We start from the raw sequence: 23,190 nt of genomic DNA on the forward strand, positions 1-23,190 counted from the left end.
GGTGTAAATCACCAAATTAGAAAAAGTGGCATGCTGCAATAACTCTGTGATTATTTGGCATCGCGGAGGTTGCAGTAGTCTTGATGACATTTTCGTTCCTCTTCCTGGTAGGCCCTGAGCCGCAGCATGAGTTCGTCAAAGTCGACCAGGTGACCGTCAAATTCAGGGCCGTCAACGCAAGCAAATTTTGTCTGGCCACCCACGGTCACCCTGCAGCCGCCACACATCCCGGTGCCGTCGACCATGATTGGATTAAGGCTGACCATGGTGGAGACGTTAAACTCCTTGGTTATGTTGCTAACTGCCTTCATCATGGGGACCGGGCCGATGGCCACAACCAGTTTGATATCACCGCCTTTGAGGACATCTTTTAGGACATCGGTAACAAAGCCATGGTGGCCGTAGGAACCGTCATCGGTACAGATGCGCAAATCATGGGAGGCCGCTTTCATGTGGTTTTCCATAATCAGTAGCCCTTTATTGCGCGCACCAATGATACAGGTAACATCGTTGCCGATCTCCTTGAGACCCCTGGTGATGGGGTGGAGCACTGCAACCCCGGTACCGCCACCAACGCAGACAACCTTGCCAACCTTTTCCAGATGGGTAGCTTTTCCCAGAGGCCCGATAACATCCTGATATCCCTCTCCCACCTTCAGATCCCGGAAAAGGGCAGTTGACTTGCCAACGACCATGTAAATGATAGTGATTGTGCCTTTGGCGGGGTTTGTTTCAGCCATGGTGAGGGGGATTCGCTCACCTTCCTCATTGGCCTTGAGTATTACGAATTGTCCGGGTTTTGCTTTTTTGGCAATTAATGGTGCCTCAATTTCATTAAGAATTACGGTTCCTTGAGACATTTCTTCGCGGTTTACGATCTTAAACATTTTTCCCTCCGAGGATAAAAACCATTGAATTTGAAAGGCAAAAAATATTTACAGCAGCAGAACTTTGTTGCAGGCCGTTTCACGGTTAAGTAAGCACAAAGCTGCAGGTAAATCAACCTGATTGTTATTTCAGGCAAAAGGCGGGCACAATTATCAGGTAACTGATAGAGGTGGAAAAACCTTTAGATATCGTACGACAAACATTGATAGCCGAAAAGCTCCCAGCAAGGCATCTGAAAATAAATGCGCGAGGTATCTGAGCTCCAGTATTGTTTGGATTGTTTGCCAAAGGTGCCTATCAACAAGCAACTCATGAGGAACAGGTAGAGGAGAGTCTGACCATGGCGATGGGACTTCCAGGAAGAGGATGTAAACTCGGAAAAATGCGCTCTCATGGCTCGTGAAATACCATTCCCTGCCAAAGTTTTTTCGTTAGCTATTTTTTTAATTGAAATTTTTTTATATGTACGAGTATATATAGGGATTCGGGTGACTTTTTGTTTGATCAACAGAAAGTCAATAATTGATTATGCCAGAAAGGAGTCGTGCCATGGCGGAAGGGACAGTGAAATGGTTTAATAATTCTAAGGGATTCGGTTTCATTCAGCAGGATGGAGGGAAAGATGTCTTCGTCCATCACTCGGCCATCAAGGGCGAGGGTTTCAGATCTCTTGAGGAAGGACAAAGGGTGAAGTTTGATATCGTCGAGGGGCAGAAAGGTCCAGCCGCAGAGAACGTTGTGAAACTCTAATATCCTGACTTTTCACACCACATCCGTTTTTTCTGTTACAACCTCAGTAGCGTCAGGAAGGCAATTGTTTTCCTGGCGCTATTTTTTTTGCAAGTGGATTCACCAATGGCGAGGCGACTGAAAGACGCCCTGGCAGGGGTGTTGACTGCTGAAGAGCGAGAAGTTCTGGTGGGCTCGTTCGATGTCATTGGCGATATTGCCGTTATTATTATCCCCGAGGCCCTTGAGGAAAGAGAACGCCTTATCGCCGAGGCCATATTGGCAAGCAACAAAAAGATCAAGGTTGTTGCGAAACGGGCTGGTATCTACGGCGGCGAATACAGAACCATTCCTATCACTATCCTTGCAGGAGACCATCGCAAGGAGACGGAGGTACGGGAGTTCGGGGTTCGTCTGCGCCTCAATCTGGAAAATGTCTACTTCTCGGTGAGAAGCGGTAATGAAAGGCGTCGAGTTGCCCTGCTGGTCAATCCAGGTGAGTCTGTTGCGGTTCCTTTTTCCGGTATCGCCCCTTATCCGCTGATTATCTCTCGATTGAGTAAGGCAAGGACCATCGTCGGGATAGAAAAGAATCCACTTGCCCACGCTTATGCCCTTGCAAACCTGCAACTCAATAAGAAACTGTGCAATATCGTTTTGCTAGAGGGTGATGCCGCTGCCCTTCTACCCAGTCTCCATGAACCTTTTGACCGGGTGGTGATGCCCTTGCCGACCATGGCTTCGGCTTTTCTGCCTTATGCTTTGCATGTACTAAAACCAGGTGGTTTTCTTCATTTTTACGATTTGCAGAATGAGGATGATTTTGCCGACTCGACCGTAAAAATTGCAAAGGCTTGTGACAAAGCGGGGCGCCAAATAGAGCGTACGGCCATCATCAAATGCGGTCATTGCGGACCGAGAACTTACAGGATCTGCGTTGATGCGCAGATACGCTGATTGCCGAGACTCGAACCGGCAAGTGTTTGCGGTTGAGTTTTATCCTGCCCTTTGTTAAGTACAGCTTGGCAAATCGGTGCGCCGTCTTGACGGACTGGACGGGGCTATTAGGGAAGACTCTACCTAGGAGCAGACATGCATGTTTCATTTCTTGGCGCAACGCGAGAGGTTACCGGTTCGTTTCATACCCTGACAACCGATTCTGACACTATCCTCCTCGACTGTGGGCTCTTTCAAGGCAAGCGTAAAGAGGCGGAGGCGAAGAACCGGGTACTGCCGGTTGATCCAAAAATTCTGACAAATATGATTCTTTCGCATGCCCATGTCGATCACTCCGGGCGTCTGCCGCTGCTAACAAAAAACGGCTTTACTGGCCAGATATTTTGCTCCCGAGCCACCGCCGCCGCAACTGCTTACCTGCTCCGCGACTCGGCGAAGATACAGGAGGGTGATGCTTCCTATCTCAACTATAAAACCGCCAAATCCTTTTTAGCAAAGGTGAAATCCGGCAATGGCAAGGTGGTCTCGGCTGACGAGCTGCAGACGATAAAGAGTATGCTGAAGTTCGGAGATCATGGGTTACGCAGTGAAGTTATCGAAAAGCTGCTGGCAGAGCACCACCTTGAGGTGGTCACTCCCCTGTATACCATGGAGGAGGTTGAGGAAACGCTTGGTCATTTTCAAGGCATCCCCTATAATGAAACGGTCGCTATCGGCAAGGGATTAACCTGTACACTCTATGATGCCGGGCATATCCTCGGGTCGGCCATGTCGGTTATCCAGTACCAGGGGAGCAAAGGCCAGGCAAAAACTGTACTGTACTCCGGCGATTTGGGACGTTTCAACAAGCCGATCATCAAAGATCCAACCCTTGATTTTCCCGAAGAACACCGCGATATCGATTTGTTGATTATGGAAAGTACCTATGGTAATCGGGAACACGAACCGATGCAGGACATGAAACCTCTGCTGAAAAAGGTCCTGCTCGACACCTTTGACCGGGGTGGTTCAATTATCGTTCCGGCCTTTGCCTATGGGCGAACCCAGGAGCTCCTGTATTTTCTTCACGAGCTGTATCTCGCCAAGGAGGTGCCGGCCATGCCAGTGTGGGTGGACAGCCCCCTGGCCACTCAGATCACCCATGTTTTTGGTGAACATCCGGAGACCTACGACCAGCAAACCCATGATGCCTTCCTCAAAAGGGGGCTTAATCCCTTTGACTTTCCTCAGTTGAAATTTATTCAGAGCGTTGAGGAATCTATGGCTCTGAACCGCGATCAACGGTCACACATAGTCCTTGCCGGATCTGGCATGTGTGAGGGTGGAAGGGTGCTGCACCATCTTCGCCATAAGATCCACGACGAGCGAAACACGGTCCTGATTGTCGGTTATATGGGGCAAAATACCTTCGGCCGACACCTGCAGGAGGTTGGCGACAAATACAATGCCGAAGGCCGGGAAGGCCTGGCCCCAATGGTACGTTTTTATAATAAAGACTATCCCCTGCGGGCCCATGTGGTGACACTGGGCGGATTCAGCGCCCATGGGGATCGTCAGGAGTTGCTGCGGGTGTTGAAGGCTTCCAATCTGAAGGTTAAAAAGATTGCGTTGGTGCACGGTGAGGAGGAACAAACCCTGGCCTTTGCCGAATATCTGCGGCTTGAGGGATACGAGGTAATGGTGCCGTTGCACGGTCAAAGCCTTGCTGTATAGGCACGGTTGAGGCAGAGAGCGACCGCGCCCAGGTCATGGCCTGGCCTTGCCGGTGGATTGCAAGTGACCGTTTGCTTTGAGAGAAAAATTCTTTTTTCTATTGATTATGGGGAAAATACGGATATAACAAAAATGACGATGCATGGGCTACGGCTGTTGATGGGCTTGGCGGGCTGGATTTTCGCTAGCCCCTCCTGCCTGGGTAGATGTTGGCAGTCGATTTATAGGTGGTGCGAACTATCGGTAAATATAGTGAAAACGCAATTTTGAGCAAATTGTTACCAGAAGGAGGTTGCGGATGGGGGTAAAAGTTACTTTGGATGATGGGGAATGTATCGGTTGTCAAAGCTGCATAGAGCTTTGCCCCGATGTATTCGGATTTGATGACGAGACGGAGAAGGCCTACGTCTATGATCAGTATGCTGACGATGAAGAGTGCATCGAAGACGCGGCTGCCGCCTGCCCGGTTGATTGTATTGACGTTGAGGAAGAATAAGAGGTACCAGGGACGACCATACCCATGGACAAGGAGCATGGTTATCCTTTTCAATTGCGACCATTCGCCTCCACTAGGGAAGCAAAGGCCTTGTCACTCGGTGGATGGCTTGCTCGATTACCGGGAATCCTTACTGTTGAGTATCAACTAGCAGGAGATTTGCGGAACATTACCTGGCCAGCTCCCGGCGCAGGTGTTACAAGGCGTCATGAACTGTGGCGGCATACCTGCTTTGAGCTTTTTTTTGCCATTCCGGGGCAACCCGCTTATTGGGAGATCAATCTTGGCCCGGACGGCAGCTGGAATGTTTACTCTTTCGCCGCGTATCGGCAGGGCATGCGTGAGGAGGCAGCTATCGACCAGCTACCTTGCCAGACATGGCAAAAAGATGGAATGTTCTCTCTATCATGCCGGATCGATACGAGCAGACTTTGTGTGGACGCCAGAGAAATCGCCGTAGCGATTGCCGGGGTGGTCGTATTCGCCGACGGCGCCACCAGCCATTGGGCCATCGAACATCCGGAGGTTCAGCCGGATTTCCATAGTCGACAGGGATTTAGTCTTGTGCTGCCGGGAGTGACGGATCCCTCTTGACGTCTTTGAAGCACGAAAAGTGACTGTGCTTTTCCGTCCCCTTCTTTGTTGATGCATTTCCGAGAAAGAATTTGAGGCCATTATGGGCAAACGCAGGATAGAATTGTTGGCACCTGCCAAAAATCTTGCTTGTGGACTTGCAGCCATTGACCATGGCGCCGACGCAGTCTACATCGGTGGACCGCATTTTGGAGCCAGGGCCGCAGCCGCCAACAGTCTTACCGATATCGCGAAGCTGGTGGATGCTGCCCATCTGTTTCGGGCACGGGTTTATGTCGCGCTGAACACCATCTTTGATGATCGCGAACTGGCCCTTGCTGTCCGCCTCGTTCACCAGCTTTATGACATTGGCGTAGATGCCCTCATCATTCAGGATATGGGGCTGCTGGAGTGCCAATTGCCGCCTATTCCCCTGCATGCCTCGACCCAGACCAACAACCGTACCGCGCAGAAGGTACAATTTCTTGAGAAAGTCGGATTCCGGCAGATAGTTTTAGCCCGGGAATTGAGTCTTGCCGAAATTCGGGCGATTCGCAGCGCAACCACATCAACCCTCGAGTTTTTCGTCCATGGTGCCCTGTGCGTTTCCTATAGCGGTCAGTGTTATATAAGCGAGGTCATCGCCGGGCGGAGCGCCAACCGTGGTGAGTGCGCCCAGTTCTGCCGCCATCAATATACCCTGCAAGACGGCAAGGGGAAGGTTTTTGTCCGTGACCGCCATCTGCTCAGTCTGAAGGACCTTGATCTCTCCGCCAACCTTGCCGATCTCATCGATGCCGGCATAGATTCCTTCAAGATTGAGGGGCGATTGAAAGATGAAGGGTATGTGAAAAATATAACCGCCTTTTATCGCCAGGCTCTGGACAAGCTTATTGATGCCGATGCCGGGCTGCAGCGCAGCTCGTCGGGGCGATGCAAGTATTCCTTTACTCCCGATACCGCTAAATCGTTTAATCGGGGGAAGACCGAGTATTACCTCCTCCACAAAAGAAATACCCCAGGGGCACTGGACAGCCCGAAATCAATAGGCCAGGAATTGGGCCGGGTGGTTCAGTCGGGGCAAGGGGTTTTCGCACTTGCCACCGACAAAGAAGTCAATAACGGCGATGGCCTGTGTTTTTTTGGGCCAGATGGGGTACTTACCGGCATCAAGGTAAACCGGGTTGATGGCGGAAAGATCTACCTGCGGGATGCCGTGGTGGTTGCGGTTGGAACCCTCGTCTATCGCAACGCTGACACAGCCTTTGCCAAGCGCCTTGCCCAGAGTGATCAATGTCGAACCATGGCGGTGCGGCTATCACTTTGCGAAATTGCCGACGGTTTGCAGCTGACAGTAACCGATGAGGACGGCATTGTTTCCTGCACTGCCGCCAAAGCCACAAAAGAGGTGGCCAAGAAGGCGGCATCACTTACTGTTATGGCGGAGAAACAGCTGAAAAAAAGTGGCGGTACGGTATTTTCGGTAGAGGAGGTGACCGTAAACCTTCAGCCGGAGTCTTTTTACCCAGCGGCGGTTTTTAATGATCTGCGGCGTACAGCCCTTGCCGGGCATCAGGAGCGCCGACTGCGAGAGTACCGTGGCGAACGCGTCGAGCCGACAGTCAACGAATATCGCTGGCCGGCGGATCAGCTGAGTTATCAGGATAACATCGGCAACCGCAAGGCCCTGGAGTTTTACCGGCGGCATGGCATCACCAAGATCCAACCATCCGGATTGCGTGCCGGGGATGTGGTGGATTGCGACCTGATGACCTGCAGATACTGTCTGAAGGCGCAGCTGGGAATGTGTTCGAAGATGGCCGGCAATACCCCGGAGATTACAGAACCACTCGTTATCGTCGATAATACCGGAGAGTATCAACTGGTCTTTGATTGTCACAAATGTGAAATGACCGTCCGAAAACGCCAGAATTAAAATCAGGCTGCCTGTCGACCCGCAAAGAAAAGAGTATATAGACAGAACTTCAAGGTTGGTTGTTCAGCAGCCTTTTCTTTGCCCTTCGCCGAAAAAAGACGGAAAGCAGCTTGAGGGAAACGATATAGGTGAGTATCCCCGACACCACCCCCACCTCGACACTGCCAATCAGTAAGGGGATGAGGATATCGGTGCTGAGCTGCAGCATTGCTAAGAGTGCTTCTTTCATGTCCCAGAATTGCAGGTGGGTCAAGGCGGTGCCAAGATTGGTGAAGAGCTCCTTTACTTCGGCGAGCGGCGGGCCAGGCCAGATGAAAGTGCCCAGCCAATAGTTGAAGGTATAAACGGGGGCGACGGTGACCGGATTGGTTATCCACACCGGGGCAATTGTCGCAGCCCGATTAACGTTACAAATGGTCGCCGCTATAATGGCCAGGATAATCTGGATGCCGACAGTGGGGGTGAAGGCGATAAACATGCCAAGTCCCAGGCCTCCGGCGATGGACCGTGGCGAACTCCGCAACCTCAGCACCCAGCGCAAGGCGGGTCTTAGGCGAAGGAGTCGATTCCGTTTTATTTGCGGTGGGGGAAAAACTGCCATGAGCCTCCTGTTCTGCAGCGTGGCCACAATCCTCAGTTAGTATACGTGTTCTCCTGTCTGGCAGTCAATGTATTTGGCGGAGACGGGCGAGCGAAGGTTGCTTGCTCGGTACTGCCAATTCAAGGTGGCGGTTTTACATGTTTTCGAGCAGGGGAAACAACCAGATACTATTTCATTCTGTCGACAGGACTCTCGGTGCCGAAAGACCCGTCAGCTCCATCTTTTACTCTTGTTTATTCCGCAAGGGCTTACGTTCCATTTGCGCAGACAAGCTGCTCAACTCAACTTTATTTCCGGGTAAAGGCAGGAGGGTAAAGGCCAGAGTGACGGTTTCGGTTCTCCCAAAAAGATAGATGTGTTCCAGGTAGTGAACCGGAAAGTCGGTGACCGGGAGATTAAAGGTTTTCTCAAGGTATTCTTTCAGATCACTTGGGATTTTCCCTCTGTTCGCTGTTTCCCATACCACTGCGATGGAGGGTGAACTGGCCGGATCGACGAGCCTTTCGAAATGGTATTCCGGGACAAGGGCAGTGCTGGTTGGGAACTGGAAGTGAAGATTACCGGCGATGAAACGATCATCGCTGATAATCAGACCCTCAGCAAAACCAAGGCGGCGCATGTCTTCCGCTATGGGAGCAAAGGGATAGTTCATCCGGCAAAATCGGTTGATGTAGGAGGCGCCCACCACTCGCATTGCGAAGGCAAGATATATCACCAGAGCGACGGCTGCTGCAATTCGGAGAAAAAGTTTAAAACGGCTTTGACTAATTGCGCCTGGAGAGAGCCGTGCAAAGAAATAGATTGGCGCGATAAACAGCAAAGGCTGTAGCCACCGATCTTTGACGTAGGTAACCTTACCGACGATTACCACGACGAGGAGGCAGAAGAAGAGCAGCAAAAGGTACCTTCCGATGAATTGCCGGTGAAAGCCGCTGTTGTTCGGGCCGGTTGGGCGAAAACCCTGAGGAAAGATCAGAAGCCAGATGAGCCACAGCGGCGTGAGAAAGAGAAAACTATTGGTAAAGAGACTGATAACCCCTTTTTGCCAGTAATTCTCCACCGCACGTTTGAATTTGTGGGTGGCGGAAAAGACGATATCCTGGTTGTTGATCATCCATACTGCGTAGATGCTGGTAACTGCTGCGGCAATAAGCAGGCTTACCAGGATTTTTTGCGAGATGAGCACTTTTCGCCCTTCGGAAAAAGACAGGAGAGTGAGCAATAGCACCGTCAGAAAAAGGAAGAAGTTGGCCTTACCGAGGACTCCCATGCCAAGAAGCAGACCGAAGATGCAATAGTTCGTGACACTTTGCTTTCGAATTAGTCGCAATACCTGCCAGAGGGTTGCGGCAGCGGCGAAGACCACCAGGGTGGTGTGGGTCATGTCTCGCTGGGATTCCCAGGCGATCTGGGGAATGAAGAGCAGGGAAAGGGTCGCGAGGATTGCCCGGCGATGGTCATGGAGGATTTCCCGGGCGGCAAAAAATACCGAGATGTAGGTACAGAGGAGAAGGCCGTTTTTTAACAGGCTGACGGCGAAGACGTTTTTTCCGAAAAGGCCAAAAAGGAGGTATTGAACCCAGGTATAAAGAGGTGGTTGTTCGGTATAGCCGGCCAAAAGCCATTGGCCAAGCAGGGCCTGTTCCGCCTCATCATAATCGAGAGAGCCGGAGACGGCCACCCGCAGGGCAATATGCAGGGCAAAATAGCCAAAGAGGGCCAGGAGAAACGGCAAGGGGAGATCGTTTCGCTGGCTGTGGGCGGTGGTTTCTCTGTTCATTCGGTGTTCAGCTTGCCGCGTTGCCGCAGCCAAAGCATAGTGTTTCTAAAGTAAACGACAAAGCCAAAGATCTGTCCGACAAACAGGACGGGGTCCTTGCGGATGATTGCATAGCTGAGGACCATCAGTGAGCCGATGATGCTGAAGATCCAAAAATTTATTGGCAGAAGCGATTGTTTTTTCCTCTCGGAAGAGTACCATTGAATGACAAACCGGAAGGTGAAGACAATCTGTCCGGCCAGTCCCCAGCACATGAGAGCGAAGGAAACATCTTTATTACCGATTATTTTTTGCAGATGATAGGTCTCGCCGCTGAGCAGCCAGATAAGGGCCAGGATCGGAAAGGCAATTATTAGGATTTGTGCAAAGCGCGGGACCTTTTTCCAAAAATCGTGGAAATAGAGATTGCGGATGTAAATGCCGTAGGTCACCGATTGGCCGAGCAGGATGGCCAGATCATGGCGCAGAACACCGTAGAGCACGAGCAGAAAGGACGCGATAATGCTTAGTTGCCAGAAAATTAAGGGAGAGAGCACGCGTCCCGCTTTTTCCGAAGATATCCATTGGACAAGGAGTCTCGCCGAGAAAAGAATCTGGGCAATAAAACCGATGGCGAAGACGATATATTGATTCATGAATTTTGCTTCGCTACCCCATAGCGGATGTAGCGGCTGCGGATCCAGCGAAAAGCCAGGGTATCAAAAAATGGGCCGATAAGGCGGTTCCAGAGATGGTATTTGCTCGTGCCGGCATGACGGGGATAATGGGCTATGGGAATCTGCTTCACCCTGCCGCCCTGCAGCTGAACGAGAGCAGGAATAAAGCGATGCATGCCTATGAAGAAGGGCATTTGCCGGGCAAAGGATGTCTTGATTATTTTTAAGGGACAACAGGTATCGAGGATCTTGTCGTTGATCATCAGCCTTCGGTAGGAATTGGCGATTTTTGAGGATAATCTTTTAATGAGTCCATCCTGTCGTTTTTGCCTGATGCCGTTTACCATGTCGTATTCCGGGAAGAATCCGAGATAGGCGAGGAAATCGCTGGGATGGGTCTGCAGATCGGCGTCGATATAGCCGATGAGCGAGGTGGCGCAGTGGTCAATGCCCGCCTTTATCGCGGTGCTCAGACCATAATTACCATCCAGCGAGAGGACGGAGCAGAATGTTCGCTCCCGGCAGTTTTCATTGAGTATCTGTAGACTGTTGTCAGTCGATCCATCGTTGACAAAGAGGGCGTGGACAGTCAGCGGCGCGGTCGAAACAAAGCGGTCAAGCTCTCGGAAAAAAGCCGCGAGACACTCCTGCTCGTTGAATACCGGCACTATAACAGTGAGTTCGTCTCTCATGGGTGTGGGCTGTACATGTAAAAAGGGTTGCGGATTTTCGAGAGGGAGCTGGCTTGGATAAAGCTGAGTTGGGCAGCTCGTCTGCTCAAAAGAAACCTATGCCCTTGTGGTATATGGGCGTGACTGTCAATAAACCAAGCACGCATGACTAACAGACATCAGCACGAAACTCAAGCTATTTTCTTTGTCTCCGAGATTCTCCGGGTTTTTGGAGAAAACGACCCTATAACAAGGAGAAGCAGATGGGTCGAAGACTTGTGTTGCCCCGGGCGCTGATCGGCAAGGAGATACCCGGAGCGGGAAGAAGAAGGAATTGACAAGTTGATATTTCACAGGTAATTTCCCGTAGTTGTCAAGGAGTGAAGGAGTGAGGGAATACGGCCGGAAAAGGCGGGGGGAAAACCGATTTTATGACCAGAAGAGCCTTTCTCAAAATGGCGGCGATGACCTTATCGGCCGCTTCTATCTTTCCAGGTAATGTAAAAGAACTGTTGGCAGTGGTTTCCCCAGCAGGAGACGGCTCCAGCGAAAAACTCACCTCCCAAGATCCACCGGTAAGTGATGAGCGGCTCAAGGATTATCTGAGCAAAGTCCGTAATCCTGATTCGTTCCATCAAGACGATATCATTCTCGATGATATGGAACAGCAGATCCTCAGCATGGTAGTGCAAAGGCTGGCACGTCTCAGTCAGAATGTCGGCATCGGTCATTTTTCCACCCTCGGATTTGATGAGGCCCTGGCGGTGGCAAGGAAACAGTCAGTCGTAGGGAGTTTTACCAAGGCCGAACTGGACTTCTTGGAGATGATCTTTAACCGGGATGCCAGAGATTATGGCTTTTTTGGGACGAAGCAGGTGACGGCACTTGTCCAGGATATCGAGGAGAGCGGAACAATAAAAATTCCCCAGTCAGGCAATTATCTGTATAAGGGCGAGTCGCTCGAAAAGTATAATCTTATAAAGAAGGACCTCGGAGAGGATCTTATACTCACCTCGGGAATTCGGGGGATAGTTAAACAATTTCAGCTCTTTCTCGGGAAAGCGCAGCGGCATGGGGGGAACCTTTCTTTAGCCTCTCGGTCCCTGGCACCTCCAGGCTACTCCTATCACGCCACCGGAGACTTCGATATAGGCCAGAAAGGTCTTGGAGAGGGTAACTTCTCGGAATTATTCACCACGACGCCGGTTTACAAACGACTTGCCGAACAAGGCTTTGTCGATTACCGGTATTGGCGTGACAATATGCTCGGGGTTCGATATGAGCCCTGGCACATTAAGCTCTAATACACAGCGCTCCGTTTAGCGTGACAGCTCCGGCACCGATCTTTCTTCACTAATCTTCCAGCCTCCTTCCTCCTTAACCAGGACGAGGGTTTTGACCACTTCATCCTGGTAGGTGTCGGATTCGAATTTTTGACTGAAGGTAATTTGCAGTTGGTCATCGTTTAGCAATTCGACGTTTGTATCCCTAATTTCTACATGGATGAATTTCGGCCGGGTAAGGCTGGCCGTTCGCTGCTTTTTCCATTGGGCAAGATCCATATTACCGGGCGGGATAAAGGTGCTACTGTATGTTGCCAGGTATCTTGTGACATCCGCCGCCTGCCAGGCATTTTTCCAATTTTCCAAGGCGTGGTGGGCGGCAAGCTGGGTTGCCAGCTGATCTTTGCCGACCTCCCAGGGAAGGTCCCGGGTTACGGTATTGTCTTGCTTATTGTCAATCGATGCGGTTGTCGGGATTGTTCCGGCGGGTACATTGCCGTCTGTCATCGCGATATCAACCGCTGGAGTATATTTTGTATTTACCTGTGTCGTTGGTTGAGAAGTTTTTATAGTGGTTTGCCACAAACGTGGATCAAACGGGGCAATGGCCTGTACTATTCGAAATTCCGCTCCGTCCTTTATGATGACGGGCGGTGAGAAGAGTGGTCGGGTGGTTAAGGTTTTCGCTGCGCTACGCGGCAATTCAGCAAAGTTCATCGCTCCGAATTTGACTCCGCTTTGCTCATGGGTCTTTACATCGAGTTCAAGGTGTTCAAAAAGTTTTCCCCTCGATATTTCGTCAAGGCCCCGCTTTGCCTCCTCTTCCGAGGGGTACTTGATAAATCTGAATACGGTGGCTTTTTTCGAAAATTTCGAGAAATCTTCTGCCGGTTTGCTGGAGTGCAGCGCTAGCCTTTCCCTCAGGTGTTTCCCCTGGTGACCGAGTAGATAGGCCCTCTGCAAGCTCAGCCATGCCATGTCATTGTAATTCGACCGATAATACAGTTCAGCCAATAAGAAATACCCTTGGGAGAATCCGGGATCGAGTTGCAGGAGGCTCGTCAACTGGTTTTCGGATCTCGCATATTGTTTATCTACAAAATAGAACTTTGCGAGATGGTATTTGTGCCATTTGTCAGCAGGCGCCAGGGCAACGGCCTTCTCGCCCTCGGCAATAGCATCGGTAATTAGGCCAAGGTCGTAGTAAAGGGTGGCCAATCGCATATGGATTACTGGCTGTGGGGTCTCTGCTGACTCAATTGCTGTGTTGAGGGTATCCACGGCCTCAATGAGGCGGTGATCTTTGACGTAGCTATCAGCTTTTTCGAGATATTTTTCGGAAGGTTCACTTTGATCCGCTGCCGATACCGATGCTGCAAGGGCAAGGCAGATTGCAAACAGCTGAATAAGGGGGATGTGTTTCATCATACCGGCCGTGAGATGTGAGATCGGAATCTTTCGCAATCCCTGAAGGAGTTTTCGTCTTCAGGCACTGCCACTGGGAGAGTCGGCAAATTACGGTCGCTGTGGGATGGTCAATCCATGAGAACCAGTAGGTGGCAGAACGGGATAGATTCAGTTGTTTGATTTTCTCCTCTAAACTAAGTACTATCTGCATAATAGCGGTTGCGTAATACAATTGCAAACTTGGCATCCTCGTGTTAGGGCCAAGGATCGAGTAAAAAAGCTTGATCCTTGGCCCGGTTTGAAGTGTTTCCAGTTAACGGGTGGTTATGTACAAAGCATTTTATAGCCTGAAATCGAAGCCATTCGAGATAACTCCCGATCCTATGTTTCTCTGGCTTGGCGGGAGGTATAAAGAAGCTCTTTTCACCATGCGCTACGGCATCCTGGAAAACAAGGGCTTCCTGCTGCTGACAGGTGCTGCCGGAACCGGCAAGACGACCCTGATTAATGCGTTGACCGAGAGCTTAGACCGCACCGTGATGTGGTCGGTACTCAGTAATCCGAATCTGCCTCGCCTCGATTTTTATAACGCCATAGCCAAGGGGTTTGGTATTACCAAGGAATTGACCTCAAAAGTCCAATTTCTTATTCAATTCAGTAATTTTCTTCATAAGGCTGAGGAGGAAAAGAAGAAGGTGCTGCTGCTGATCGATAATTGCCATCAGCTGAGCCAGGACCTTCTTGAGGAATTGCGGTTGCTGTCGAATATTGAAAAATCCGATACCAAGCTCATCAATATCTTCTTTGTCGGTCAGCGTGAATTTCTTGATATGCTTGCCCAGCAGGGAAATCGAGCTGTCAGGCAGCGTCTTGCCCTGAAGGTTGATTTAGCGCCTTTGACAGCCTTGGAGACCGACTCATATATTCGCCATCGATTAAAGATAGCCGGCTCTGAAGAGCGGCTTTTTACCGATAAAGCTCTGCACAGTATTTTTCGGTATTGTCAGGGGAATCCTCGAAAAAGTAATATGGTCTGTGACCAAGCGCTCACCCTTGGTGGTTTGCAGCGAAGGCGTTCAATCGATCACAAGATTATTGAGGAATGTATCCGGACACTGAATATGCCGCCTGGGTTTAACCAGGGGGCTTCCCACGGTTTGAGGAATGGCAAGGAGCGGCGTACGGTTTCTCGGGAAAAATTTGCCGATGGGGAAAGAGGTGTTGGAGGAGCGGGCAGGTCGACGGGCATGAAATTCGGCCTGGCGGGAGCGGCACTGGCTCTCGGCGCAACGGTGCTCTGGTACCAGTTGGCCAAGGAGCCGATACATATCAGAAATGAAGCTGACAAACCCGCATCGCAGCAAACTGTGGTAGAAACGCCTTCTGGAACTCATTCGTCGGCAGTTACCGTTGTTGAAAATGATCGCGGTACGCCAGACGACCAAAAAGTGGTGGAAGAGAACCAGACCTCCCAGAAAAAGAACTATGGTGATGGTGATTTTGCCCAGCCGGAAACAGCTCTGCGTCCTACCGCCGGAAGGGTAAGTGGCCTGCCGGAATCCGGCCAAGGCGATGAAAGGGTGGTGCAAAACCCGGTCGTGCTCCAGTCGGCAGTGGACAAAGATGTCCCGGCTCTGAAAGTGCCCGTTACAATCGAGGCAAAAGTAACTCCGGCGATAGTCTCCGGCCAAGAGGCCACGATGCCGCCAGTGGCACCAGTCAGCGTTCAGCTCCTCGTCCCCTCCCTGCCGGCAAAGATCATTCTCCCTTTAGCCCCGAACTCCTTGAAGCTTACAGCTGAGGGGAATAGGGAATACAATGGTTTTGTCGAATTATTACGGCAGAGGCCACGGGCTAAATTGCTCGTCAAAGGTTTCGTTTCTTCTACCTCAGATTCTCCAGAAAACATCAAACTGTCAGAAGACAGGGCGCAAGCGGTACGAAGAATGCTTGTTGCGAGCGGGATTGCCGCAGAAATGATCCAGGTAAAAGGTATGGGCAACCAGGAACCAATTGCCCCCAACGATACCAGTGATGGCCGGATGAAAAACCGGCGGGTGGAGATTGTTGTGGTCGAGGATGGCCGCTGAAGGTCTCCCAAAGCGGGAGATATCACCTGACAATCTGACAGGGTTGGATCATGATATTCTTTCCCGGTCAGTCCTGAGGACTAGCGAAAGGCGCTGTCAGGTACCTTGCCGAGAAAAACTTTCGTGCAGATCAGGACGTTTCTTGGTGTGTCTCCTGCCTGAATTCGCAGTAAGCCTTCCCTCGTTATAATTTTTCTCAACAATTCCCTTCCGTTGGATTGGTTGTAATAGATGTCGGAGTCAAGGATATCCTTGATGTTTTCTGCCTCAACCTTGTCAATTATTAACTGAACCCCAAGATTAAGAAATGAGTCCTTTATCTGCGGGAGTTCATTCTCCAGGGCGAGCAGACCTTGCTTCGAGGCTAATTCCGATAATTTCTTGAGCTGGAGGATGAGGGGTATGAGGGTTTCTTGATCTTCTAAACTGCATGAGGCCTTAGCGGCGAGTGACAGGTCACGTAGCATAAATCTTCCTATGGGAAGTAGTAATTAGAGCTGCTTTGCTCGGTCAAGGACGGGTTGCTTACCATCAGACAGCGACATGGAATTGAGCTTTGCTATGAAAGCCCGCCTGTGATGCCTTGAAAACGTCCAGATTGAAAGGTATTTTCAATCAATATACCTTTTAACATATCTTACGAACACGGTTTGCGTCAACTCGAACGCAAGAAAAATCTGGGTAATCGAGGTCGGCCGATTTTTTGCGAATGATTATTATTGTCTTGACTGAAAAGTCTCTTGAGGGTTAATGTACGTCGAGGACAACGAACGGAAAGAAGTCACCAGACCCAAGAGTACAGCGGTAGGTGATCATTAAGGTTCTGCAATGAAAGAGGAAAAAAATTTATTGGCAATTGTACAATAAAGCTGAGTTGAGCAGCTTGTCTGCTCAAACGAAACGTATGCCCTTGTGGTATAAAGGTACGTTCAGCGGACGGGTTTTATCAGAAAGCGCGAGGTGTGGGTCCATGACATCGACATTTTTTATGAAAATATTTCGTCTCTATGGTGGTGGATTTCAGCAAATGACCGTTGGCAAAACTCTTTGGAAGATCATTTTTATTAAACTCTTTATTATGTTTGCCGTCTTAAAACTGTTCTTCTTTCCAAATTTCTTAAATTCGCATTTTTCAACAGATCAACAAAAGGCCGACCATGTTTTGCAGCAATTGACTGGTTCGGGGGGAAATAAATAATTACGGAGGATGAGGTAATGGGTGAATTGGACCTGGGCATGGTGAACTGGGCACGAGCACAGTTCATTCTGACGGCGATGTATCATTGGTTGTTTGTCCCAATAACCTTGGGACTATCGTTTCTCTGTGCCTTTTACGAGACGATTTATGTGCGCACCGGCAGAGAGGAATGGAAGAGACTGACCAAATTTTGGATGACCTTGTTCGGCATCAACTTTTCCATTGGCGTGGCCACCGGGATAATCCTGGAATTCGAATTTGGCACCAACTGGTCTAACTATTCCTGGATGGTCGGCGACATTTTTGGCGCTCCGCTGGCAATTGAAGGGATCTTTGCCTTTTTCATCGAGGCGACCTTTTTTGCGGTGATGTTTTTTGGCTGGGAACGTACCTCAAAAGGTTTCCACCTGTTTTCTACCTGGATGGTGGCCATCGGTTCGAATTTATCGGCGCTATGGATCCTTATTGCCAATGGCTGGATGCAGTATCCGGTCGGCATGGCTTTTAATCCGGACAACGCCCGATTCGAGATGCAGAACATCTGGGAAGTCGTTCTCTCTCCGGTGGCGGTGTCGAAATTCACCCATACCACCAGTTCCAGTTTTGTCGTTGGATCGCTCTTTGTCATCGCCGTCTCCTCCTATTATCTGTTGAAAGGCCGCCATGTCGACATGGCCAAGAAGTCGATTATCGTTGCCACGGTATTCGGCCTTTTATCAAGTCTTTTCACTGCGATGACCGGTGATGAGTCGGCCTTTGCCAATGCCCATACCCAACCGATGAAGCTCGCCGCCTACGAGGGCCTGTATAAGGGTTCAAAGGGAGCGGACATTGTAGCCTTTGGTGTTCTCAACAGCGGCAAGAAGGTGGGTGACAACACTGATCCTTTCGCCTTCGAGGTCTCCATCCCCAAGGGTTTGTCACTTCTTGCCAAACGTGACATGAATGCCTTTGTCCCCGGCATTGATGATCTTGTTTACGGCAATAAGCCGGAGGGAATCATGCCGGTGGCTGAGAAAATCGCCAAGGGCAAAGAGGCTATCACTGATCTTGCCGCATATAAGGCAGCCGGCAAGGCCGGCGACGAACAAGCCAAGGCTGCAGCGCTGCAACGGTTCAAGGTGAACCAGGAATACCTCGGTTTTGGCTATCTCAGTTCCCCGGAAGAGGCAGTGCCACCGGTTGCCTCCGTCTACTATTCCTTCCATTTCATGGTGTACGTCGGATCTGGCCTCATTCTCTTCTTCTTGCTGATGCTCTGGGCGGCTATGAAGGACAGGCTCAGTGAAAAGAAGATGTTACTCCGCATCGGTGTGGCTGCCTTCTTTTTCGCATACCTCGCTTCAGAGTTTGGTTGGGCGGTGGCTGAGGTCGGACGGCAGCCATGGGCGATTCAGGACATGTTGCCGGTGAAGATGGCCGCGACCAATATCTCAGCCGGTCATGTGCAGGCAACATTTTTAATTTTCTTCGTCTTGTTTGCCGTGCTGTTGCTCGCGGAAATCAAAATTATGCTCAAGCAGATCAAAATAGGACCGGAGGGCGTGTGATATGATTGGTAAGCTGGATATATTGACACTGCAGCAGATCTGGTGGATCCTCTGCTCGGTAGTAGGATCTCTCTTTCTTTTTCTTACCTTTGTACAGGGAGGGCAAACCTTGCTGTGGCAGGTGGCTAAAGACGACCGGGAAAAATCCTTGATAATCAACTCCCTTGGAAGGAAATGGGAACTGACTTTTACTACCCTGGTGCTTTTTGGCGGGGCCTTGTTCGCCGCCTTCCCAAAATTCTATGCCACCAGTTTCGGTGGGGCATACTGGGTGTGGATGCTCATCCTTTTTACCTTTATTGTGCAGGCAGTCAGTTATGAATATCGCAAGAAGCCCAATAATTTGCTTGGGGCAAAGGTGTACGAGCTGTTTCTATTTATTAATGGTTCGGTAGGAGTTTTGCTCATTGGGGCGGCTGTTGGGACGTTTTTTACCGGTTCAAACTTTACTTTGAATGCCTTCAATCAGGTGACCTGGACCAATCCCCTCCGGGGACTTGAGGCGGCCTTCTCCCTCTTCAACCTTTCCCTCGGATTGTTCCTGGTCTTCAACGCTCGGGTGCTAGGGGCAATGTACCTGGTGAACAATATTGATTTTAACGGGGTGCCGGAACTTGAGGCGCGGATCAGAAAGTCCTGTCTCACGAGCTTTCTCCTGGCCCTGCCGTTTCTGTTGTACGTGGTGGTGAGCCTTCTGCTTATCGACGGTTTTGCCGTCGATAAGGCCGGTGTGGTCAGCATGTCCGCCCATAAATACCTCAATAACCTGTTGGCGATGCCTCTTGTACTTGGCCTGCTGCTCATCGGACTGGTCCTGGTCATCCTTGGGGTGACTCGCACCAGTTTGGCCAAGTCCACCACCGGCATCTGGTTCGGTGGGCTGGGCACCGTGCTGGTTGGCTTGGCGGTCTTTTTTACCGCAGGGTTTAACGGCACACCGTTTTATCCGTCAAAGGTAGATCTGCAGTCGAGTCTTACCATCTATAATGCTTCATCAAGCCATTATACCCTGACGGCTATGACCTATGTGGCAATTGCCATCCCCGGCGTACTCGCCTATGTTGCCTATGTATGGCGGCAGATGGATTCAAGGAGAATAGACAGTCGGGATCTCGCCGATAAGAAGGCATACTAATTGAAATCTTATTCGATTATTAAGGAGAGTTGATTATGACCGGAATATTATTGATCGGCTGGGTTGTGTTAATCGCCGTTTCCTACAAGGCGGCTGTAGCAGTGCTCACCAAAACGAATAATTTGTAGAAGCAATCCGGGTTTCCCCCGTTTGAGCCCTGGCAGAAGAGACGCAGTGTCTTTTCAGCCGGGGCTTTTTTATTACCGCTCTCTCGCCTGTCTCAAAAAAGCAGACTACCGGCCCACCAAAGGAGCTGGAGGCTAAGGAAGGCGTACAGGCCGGCGATTACATCATCCATCATGATTCCAATACCGCCGTTGATTTTGGTATCAAACCAGCAAACCGGAAAGGGTTTGTATATATCGAAGAATCGAAAGAACAGAAAACCAATGGCCCAGGCCAAGGGATGTGGGGGGGCGGCGAGCAGGGTGACGAACATTCCGAGAAATTCGTCGATAACAATGCAACCCGCGTCAGGTTCGTCGAGGATCTTTTCGGCAGAGCCGGAGACAAAGAAACCAAGGACAAAGAAGGCGCCGAGAAAAAATCCATATACTGGCAGGGACAGGTCTTTTATCAGCAGCCAGGGCAAAAAGGCGGCAAGTGATCCGAAGGTTCCCGGTGCCTTGCCGATTTTCCCGGCATACAGGCCAGTGGCTAGGGCGATAATGAGCTGGTTCATGGTGATGTTGCCATGGCACAGCGCACTGCATGGTACACTTCCGCAAGAGGAAGCCCATGGCGCAATGCCACTTGGCGGCACTCCTCGTATTCCGGATGGACGATAGGGCCTTCCGGGGTCTGTACTCTTTTGGCCTGCAATTCTCCCCATTTGGTTGAGACGGTAACGGTCTCTCGGGGCAGGGTTCGCCTTTCCTCACGCCGAAAACGCAGGCCGATAGCGGTGGTATGGATGAGGATTGCTTCTTTCAGGGGGTGGGCGCAGGCCGGAGGGCTGATGACCTGGAGGGTGAAGCCCGGCCGCCCCTTTTTCATGTGCACCGGGGTAAGGGTTATATCGAGCGCGCCTTTGGCAAAGAGCAGTTCGGTGAGGTGGGGGAAGCCCTCCGGACTCCAGTCATCAAGATTAGTCTCGATGACCTCCACCACCTGACTTTCATGGCTAGTTACGTCCTTGCCGATGATCAGTCGCAACAGGTTCGGCTGGCCATTGGTGAGCGTTCGGCTGCCGGCGCCGTAGCCCGTGGCGGTGATGGTTAGCGGCGGCAGTGTGCCGAAGTCGTCGGCCAGCGAGGCTATCAGGGCGGCTCCCGTCGGCGTCACCAGCTCCTGGCGGAGATCGACGCCATAGGTTGGAATGCCCTTCAGCAGTTCGCAGACCGCCGGGGCGGGCAGGGGAAGACGGCCATGGGCGCAGTCAATAAAACCGTGGCCGGATGGCAGGGGCGAGGAGACCAGCCGCTGAATACCCAGATACTCCAGGCCTAAAACACTGCCGACGATATCGACTATGGTGTCCAGGGCACCCACCTCGTGAAAATGGACTTGCTCCACGGCGATGTTGTGGACCTTTGCCTCGGCCTCGGCCAGAGCCTGAAATACCGCCTTGGCCCTGTTGATGACCGGTTCGGCAAGATCGCTTTCAGCAAGGATGGCAAGGATTGCCGGGAGGGTGCGAAGTTCCTGGTGCCGGTCACTGTTTATCTGCACCCGGACGCAGGCCATCGACTGGATGGTTGTGTCGTAAATTTGCAGATCGAGTCCGTTTATAGGTAGCTTGGCGATTTCATTGGTCAGGACTTGCCGGTCAAAGCCGGCATGAATAAGGGCGCCGAGGAGCATATCGCCGCTGATCCCGGAGAAGCAATCGGCATAGGCAATGGGCGAAGAAGTCGAGAATGTCACGGCCGGCCCTTGTTTCTAAATTATCGGCCAAAAACGACGCCGAGGTCGAGAGAATGGCCGCAGCAGAAGGCCTCGGCGGTCATTCGTTTTTTACCCTCTGGTTGGAGTTCGTGGATGAGGAGGGCGTTTTTGCCGCAGGCGACGAGAATGCCCCGTCGATCGGCCTGCAGGACGGTGCCGGGTTGGGAGCTATTGTCCCTGTAAACCACCTCTGGGCAAAAAAGTCGCAAACGGTGCTCTCCGACAAAGCAAAAGGCCGATGGCCAGGGATCGAGGCCGCGAATGAGGGATTCGATTTCTTTGGCACTCTTTGTCCAGTCGATACGGCCATCGTCCTTGTTTAGCATCGGGGCCATGGTCGCCTGGCTGTGATCTTGGGGGATAGGCACGATGGTGCCGTTTTTCAGGCCTTTGATTGCCTTAAGCAAGGTCTCCCCCCCGAGAGGTGCCAGCTTTTCCATGAGGCTTCCGGCGGTTTCCCGGGGATCGATGGCGATTTTCGCCTTGAGTAGCATATCACCCGTGTCCATGCCCTCGTTCATCTGGATAATGGTCACACCGGACTCGCTTTCGCTTCGGATAACCGCCCATTGGATCGGTGCCGCTCCCCGGTATTTTGGGAGGAGAGAGCCGTGGACATTGATGCAGCCCATGGGGGCAAGCTGCAGGATGCTGGGCGGCAGGATCCGGCCATAGGCGGCAACAACAATAAGGTCCGGTTGGTAGCTCTGCAGACCGTTGCGAAATTCCTCGGTTTTTATCTTTTCCGGCTGGAGCACCGGAATGCCGGCTGCCTCGGCAACCATTTTGACCGGTGTTGGGCTGACCTTTTTGCCCCGTCCTTTAGCCCGGTCCGGTTGACTTACCACCGCTACCACCTGATCCGGACCGGTGAGCAGGGCCCGGAGAGTTGCCGCGGCAAACTCCGGTGTTCCCATGAAGATGATGCGCAGCGGCTCTATGGTCATGAAAACTCCTGGCCGTCGGCCAGCCATTTTTTTACTTTCCTTTTGTATAAACTCCTTTTCAGGGGGCTCAGATGATCGATGAAAAGGACGCCGTTGAGATGGTCGATTTCGTGCTGCAGGACCACGGCGAAACGGTCTTCCGTCGTCAGTTCCTGGGGTTGTCCATGGAGATCCTGGTAGGACACGGTGATCTTCTTGAACCTCTTGACGCTTGCAGTGAGGTCAAGAACGCTCAGGCAGCCCTCCTCATCTACCTGGCTGCCTTCGTGGGCAACGATCTCTGGGTTGATCAGCGGCATATATTCAGGTTCACCTTCTTTGTCCTTGGTGGTGTCGACCACAATCAATTTGAGGGCTCGGCCGATCTGCGGAGCGGCAAGTCCGATGCCCGGGGCATCGTACATGGTTTCAGCCATATCCCTGACCAGTTCTGCCAGCTTGTCGTCAAAGACGGAGATTTTTGCAGTTTCTTGCCGCAAGACCGGCTCCGGGTATTTGTATATTTTATGAATGCTCATGGAATAATTCTCTTTTCGGTGATTGGACAGGGGGCCAGGCCCCGCTGGACTTCGGCAATGTACCACAAGGTTTTTCTTTTCGCCATGATTTGCAAGATAAGCATCAATGCCGGAAATTGGCAGGGGGTGTTGGGATGGGAATAGCTGAAAAGGCCAGAACCCAGCGGCACATCGA

The 23,190-nt window shown here is 51.3% G+C and carries 22 protein-coding genes; 11 read left to right on the forward strand and 11 right to left on the reverse strand.

The features are described from left to right. Window positions 1-50: 50 nt before the first annotated feature. Entirely contained in the window at window positions 51-887 is an 837-nt protein-coding gene (locus OEL83_00575; protein ID MDK9705515.1) for a sulfide/dihydroorotate dehydrogenase-like FAD/NAD-binding protein, read from the reverse strand. A 550-nt stretch (window positions 888-1,437) separates the two neighbouring features. Here OEL83_00575 and OEL83_00580 point away from each other — a divergent pair. From OEL83_00580 to OEL83_00605, 6 genes are all read left to right on the forward strand, one after another. Beyond that, a complete protein-coding gene (locus tag OEL83_00580; GenBank protein ID MDK9705516.1) occupies window positions 1,438-1,638 on the forward strand; it encodes a cold-shock protein in 201 nt (66 codons plus the stop codon). Between the two features lie 105 nt (window positions 1,639-1,743). Next, a complete protein-coding gene (locus tag OEL83_00585; GenBank protein MDK9705517.1) occupies window positions 1,744-2,574 on the forward strand; it encodes a hypothetical protein in 831 nt (276 codons plus the stop codon). 135 nt (window positions 2,575-2,709) lie between these two features. Continuing rightward, complete coding sequence (locus OEL83_00590; GenBank protein MDK9705518.1) at window positions 2,710-4,287, forward strand: MBL fold metallo-hydrolase; 1,578 nt, start codon at window positions 2,710-2,712, stop codon at window positions 4,285-4,287. A gap of 298 nt (window positions 4,288-4,585) precedes the next feature. Beyond that, window positions 4,586-4,783, forward strand: coding sequence for a ferredoxin (locus tag OEL83_00595; protein ID MDK9705519.1), 198 nt, complete (start codon window positions 4,586-4,588; stop codon window positions 4,781-4,783). A gap of 24 nt (window positions 4,784-4,807) precedes the next feature. Beyond that, entirely contained in the window at window positions 4,808-5,377 is a 570-nt protein-coding gene (locus OEL83_00600) for a DOMON-like domain-containing protein (protein ID MDK9705520.1), read from the forward strand. An 82-nt stretch (window positions 5,378-5,459) separates the two neighbouring features. Continuing rightward, window positions 5,460-7,292 (forward strand): U32 family peptidase, encoded by a 1,833-nt coding sequence (locus tag OEL83_00605; protein MDK9705521.1) that lies wholly within the window; start codon window positions 5,460-5,462, stop codon window positions 7,290-7,292. A gap of 49 nt (window positions 7,293-7,341) precedes the next feature. Here OEL83_00605 and OEL83_00610 read toward each other — a convergent pair whose 3' ends face one another. From OEL83_00610 to OEL83_00625, 4 genes are all read right to left on the reverse strand, one after another. Continuing rightward, window positions 7,342-7,893, reverse strand: a complete 552-nt coding sequence (locus OEL83_00610) for a DUF2062 domain-containing protein (GenBank protein MDK9705522.1) — start codon at window positions 7,891-7,893, stop codon at window positions 7,342-7,344. A gap of 223 nt (window positions 7,894-8,116) precedes the next feature. Further along, window positions 8,117-9,673 carry a glycosyltransferase family 39 protein gene (locus OEL83_00615; protein ID MDK9705523.1) on the reverse strand — a complete coding sequence of 519 codons (1,557 nt, stop codon included), beginning with the start codon at window positions 9,671-9,673 and terminating at the stop codon, window positions 8,117-8,119. Beyond that, window positions 9,670-10,308, reverse strand: a complete 639-nt coding sequence (locus OEL83_00620; protein ID MDK9705524.1) for a lipid-A-disaccharide synthase N-terminal domain-containing protein — start codon at window positions 10,306-10,308, stop codon at window positions 9,670-9,672. Before OEL83_00620 ends, OEL83_00615 begins: the two co-directional genes overlap by 4 nt. Then, window positions 10,305-11,021 (reverse strand): glycosyltransferase family 2 protein, encoded by a 717-nt coding sequence (locus OEL83_00625; protein ID MDK9705525.1) that lies wholly within the window; start codon window positions 11,019-11,021, stop codon window positions 10,305-10,307. The genes OEL83_00620 and OEL83_00625 overlap by 4 nt, the downstream gene beginning before the upstream one ends. Before the next feature lie 410 nt (window positions 11,022-11,431). Between OEL83_00625 and OEL83_00630 the strand changes: the two genes are divergently transcribed. Beyond that, complete coding sequence (locus OEL83_00630) at window positions 11,432-12,304, forward strand: M15 family metallopeptidase (GenBank protein ID MDK9705526.1); 873 nt, start codon at window positions 11,432-11,434, stop codon at window positions 12,302-12,304. A gap of 15 nt (window positions 12,305-12,319) precedes the next feature. Here the strand turns inward: OEL83_00630 and OEL83_00635 are convergent, their stop codons facing one another. Next, entirely contained in the window at window positions 12,320-13,711 is a 1,392-nt protein-coding gene (locus OEL83_00635) for a hypothetical protein (GenBank protein ID MDK9705527.1), read from the reverse strand. Window positions 13,712-14,016: 305 nt separating this feature from the next. Here OEL83_00635 and OEL83_00640 point away from each other — a divergent pair, with 305 nt between their 5' ends. Beyond that, on the forward strand, window positions 14,017-15,780 hold the full coding sequence (locus tag OEL83_00640) for an AAA family ATPase (protein MDK9705528.1): 1,764 nt from the start codon (window positions 14,017-14,019) through the stop codon (window positions 15,778-15,780). A gap of 80 nt (window positions 15,781-15,860) precedes the next feature. Here the strand turns inward: OEL83_00640 and OEL83_00645 are convergent, their stop codons facing one another. Further along, window positions 15,861-16,247 (reverse strand): hypothetical protein, encoded by a 387-nt coding sequence (locus OEL83_00645; protein ID MDK9705529.1) that lies wholly within the window; start codon window positions 16,245-16,247, stop codon window positions 15,861-15,863. Between the two features lie 503 nt (window positions 16,248-16,750). Here OEL83_00645 and OEL83_00650 point away from each other — a divergent pair. From OEL83_00650 to cydB, 3 genes are read left to right on the forward strand one after another with little or no spacing between them, the layout of a single operon-like run. Further along, the gene (locus OEL83_00650) at window positions 16,751-16,978 is read left to right on the forward strand and encodes a DUF4492 domain-containing protein (protein MDK9705530.1); all 228 of its coding nucleotides are present in this window, start codon (window positions 16,751-16,753) and stop codon (window positions 16,976-16,978) included. Between the two features lie 17 nt (window positions 16,979-16,995). Then, entirely contained in the window at window positions 16,996-18,528 is a 1,533-nt protein-coding gene (locus OEL83_00655) for a cytochrome ubiquinol oxidase subunit I (protein ID MDK9705531.1), read from the forward strand. 1 nt (window position 18,529) lies between these two features. Beyond that, window positions 18,530-19,663, forward strand: coding sequence for a cytochrome d ubiquinol oxidase subunit II (gene cydB, locus OEL83_00660; GenBank protein ID MDK9705532.1), 1,134 nt, complete (start codon window positions 18,530-18,532; stop codon window positions 19,661-19,663). 220 nt (window positions 19,664-19,883) lie between these two features. Here cydB and OEL83_00665 read toward each other — a convergent pair whose 3' ends face one another. Genes OEL83_00665 through def form a run of 4 tightly spaced genes read right to left on the reverse strand, consistent with a single transcriptional unit; the run spans window position 19,884 to window position 23,015 of the window. Further along, a complete protein-coding gene (locus OEL83_00665) occupies window positions 19,884-20,345 on the reverse strand; it encodes a phosphatidylglycerophosphatase A (GenBank protein ID MDK9705533.1) in 462 nt (153 codons plus the stop codon). Next, window positions 20,342-21,529 carry a nickel pincer cofactor biosynthesis protein LarC gene (gene larC, locus OEL83_00670; GenBank protein ID MDK9705534.1) on the reverse strand — a complete coding sequence of 396 codons (1,188 nt, stop codon included), beginning with the start codon at window positions 21,527-21,529 and terminating at the stop codon, window positions 20,342-20,344. The genes OEL83_00665 and larC overlap by 4 nt, the downstream gene beginning before the upstream one ends. Window positions 21,530-21,549: 20 nt before the next feature. Continuing rightward, window positions 21,550-22,497 carry a methionyl-tRNA formyltransferase gene (gene fmt, locus OEL83_00675; protein MDK9705535.1) on the reverse strand — a complete coding sequence of 316 codons (948 nt, stop codon included), beginning with the start codon at window positions 22,495-22,497 and terminating at the stop codon, window positions 21,550-21,552. Continuing rightward, the gene (gene def, locus OEL83_00680) at window positions 22,494-23,015 is read right to left on the reverse strand and encodes a peptide deformylase (GenBank protein ID MDK9705536.1); all 522 of its coding nucleotides are present in this window, start codon (window positions 23,013-23,015) and stop codon (window positions 22,494-22,496) included. Before def ends, fmt begins: the two co-directional genes overlap by 4 nt. Window positions 23,016-23,190: the final 175 nt, after the last annotated feature.

It is taken from the genome of Desulforhopalus sp. (assembly GCA_030247675.1).
Taxonomy (GTDB): Bacteria; Desulfobacterota; Desulfobulbia; order Desulfobulbales; family Desulfocapsaceae; genus Desulforhopalus_A.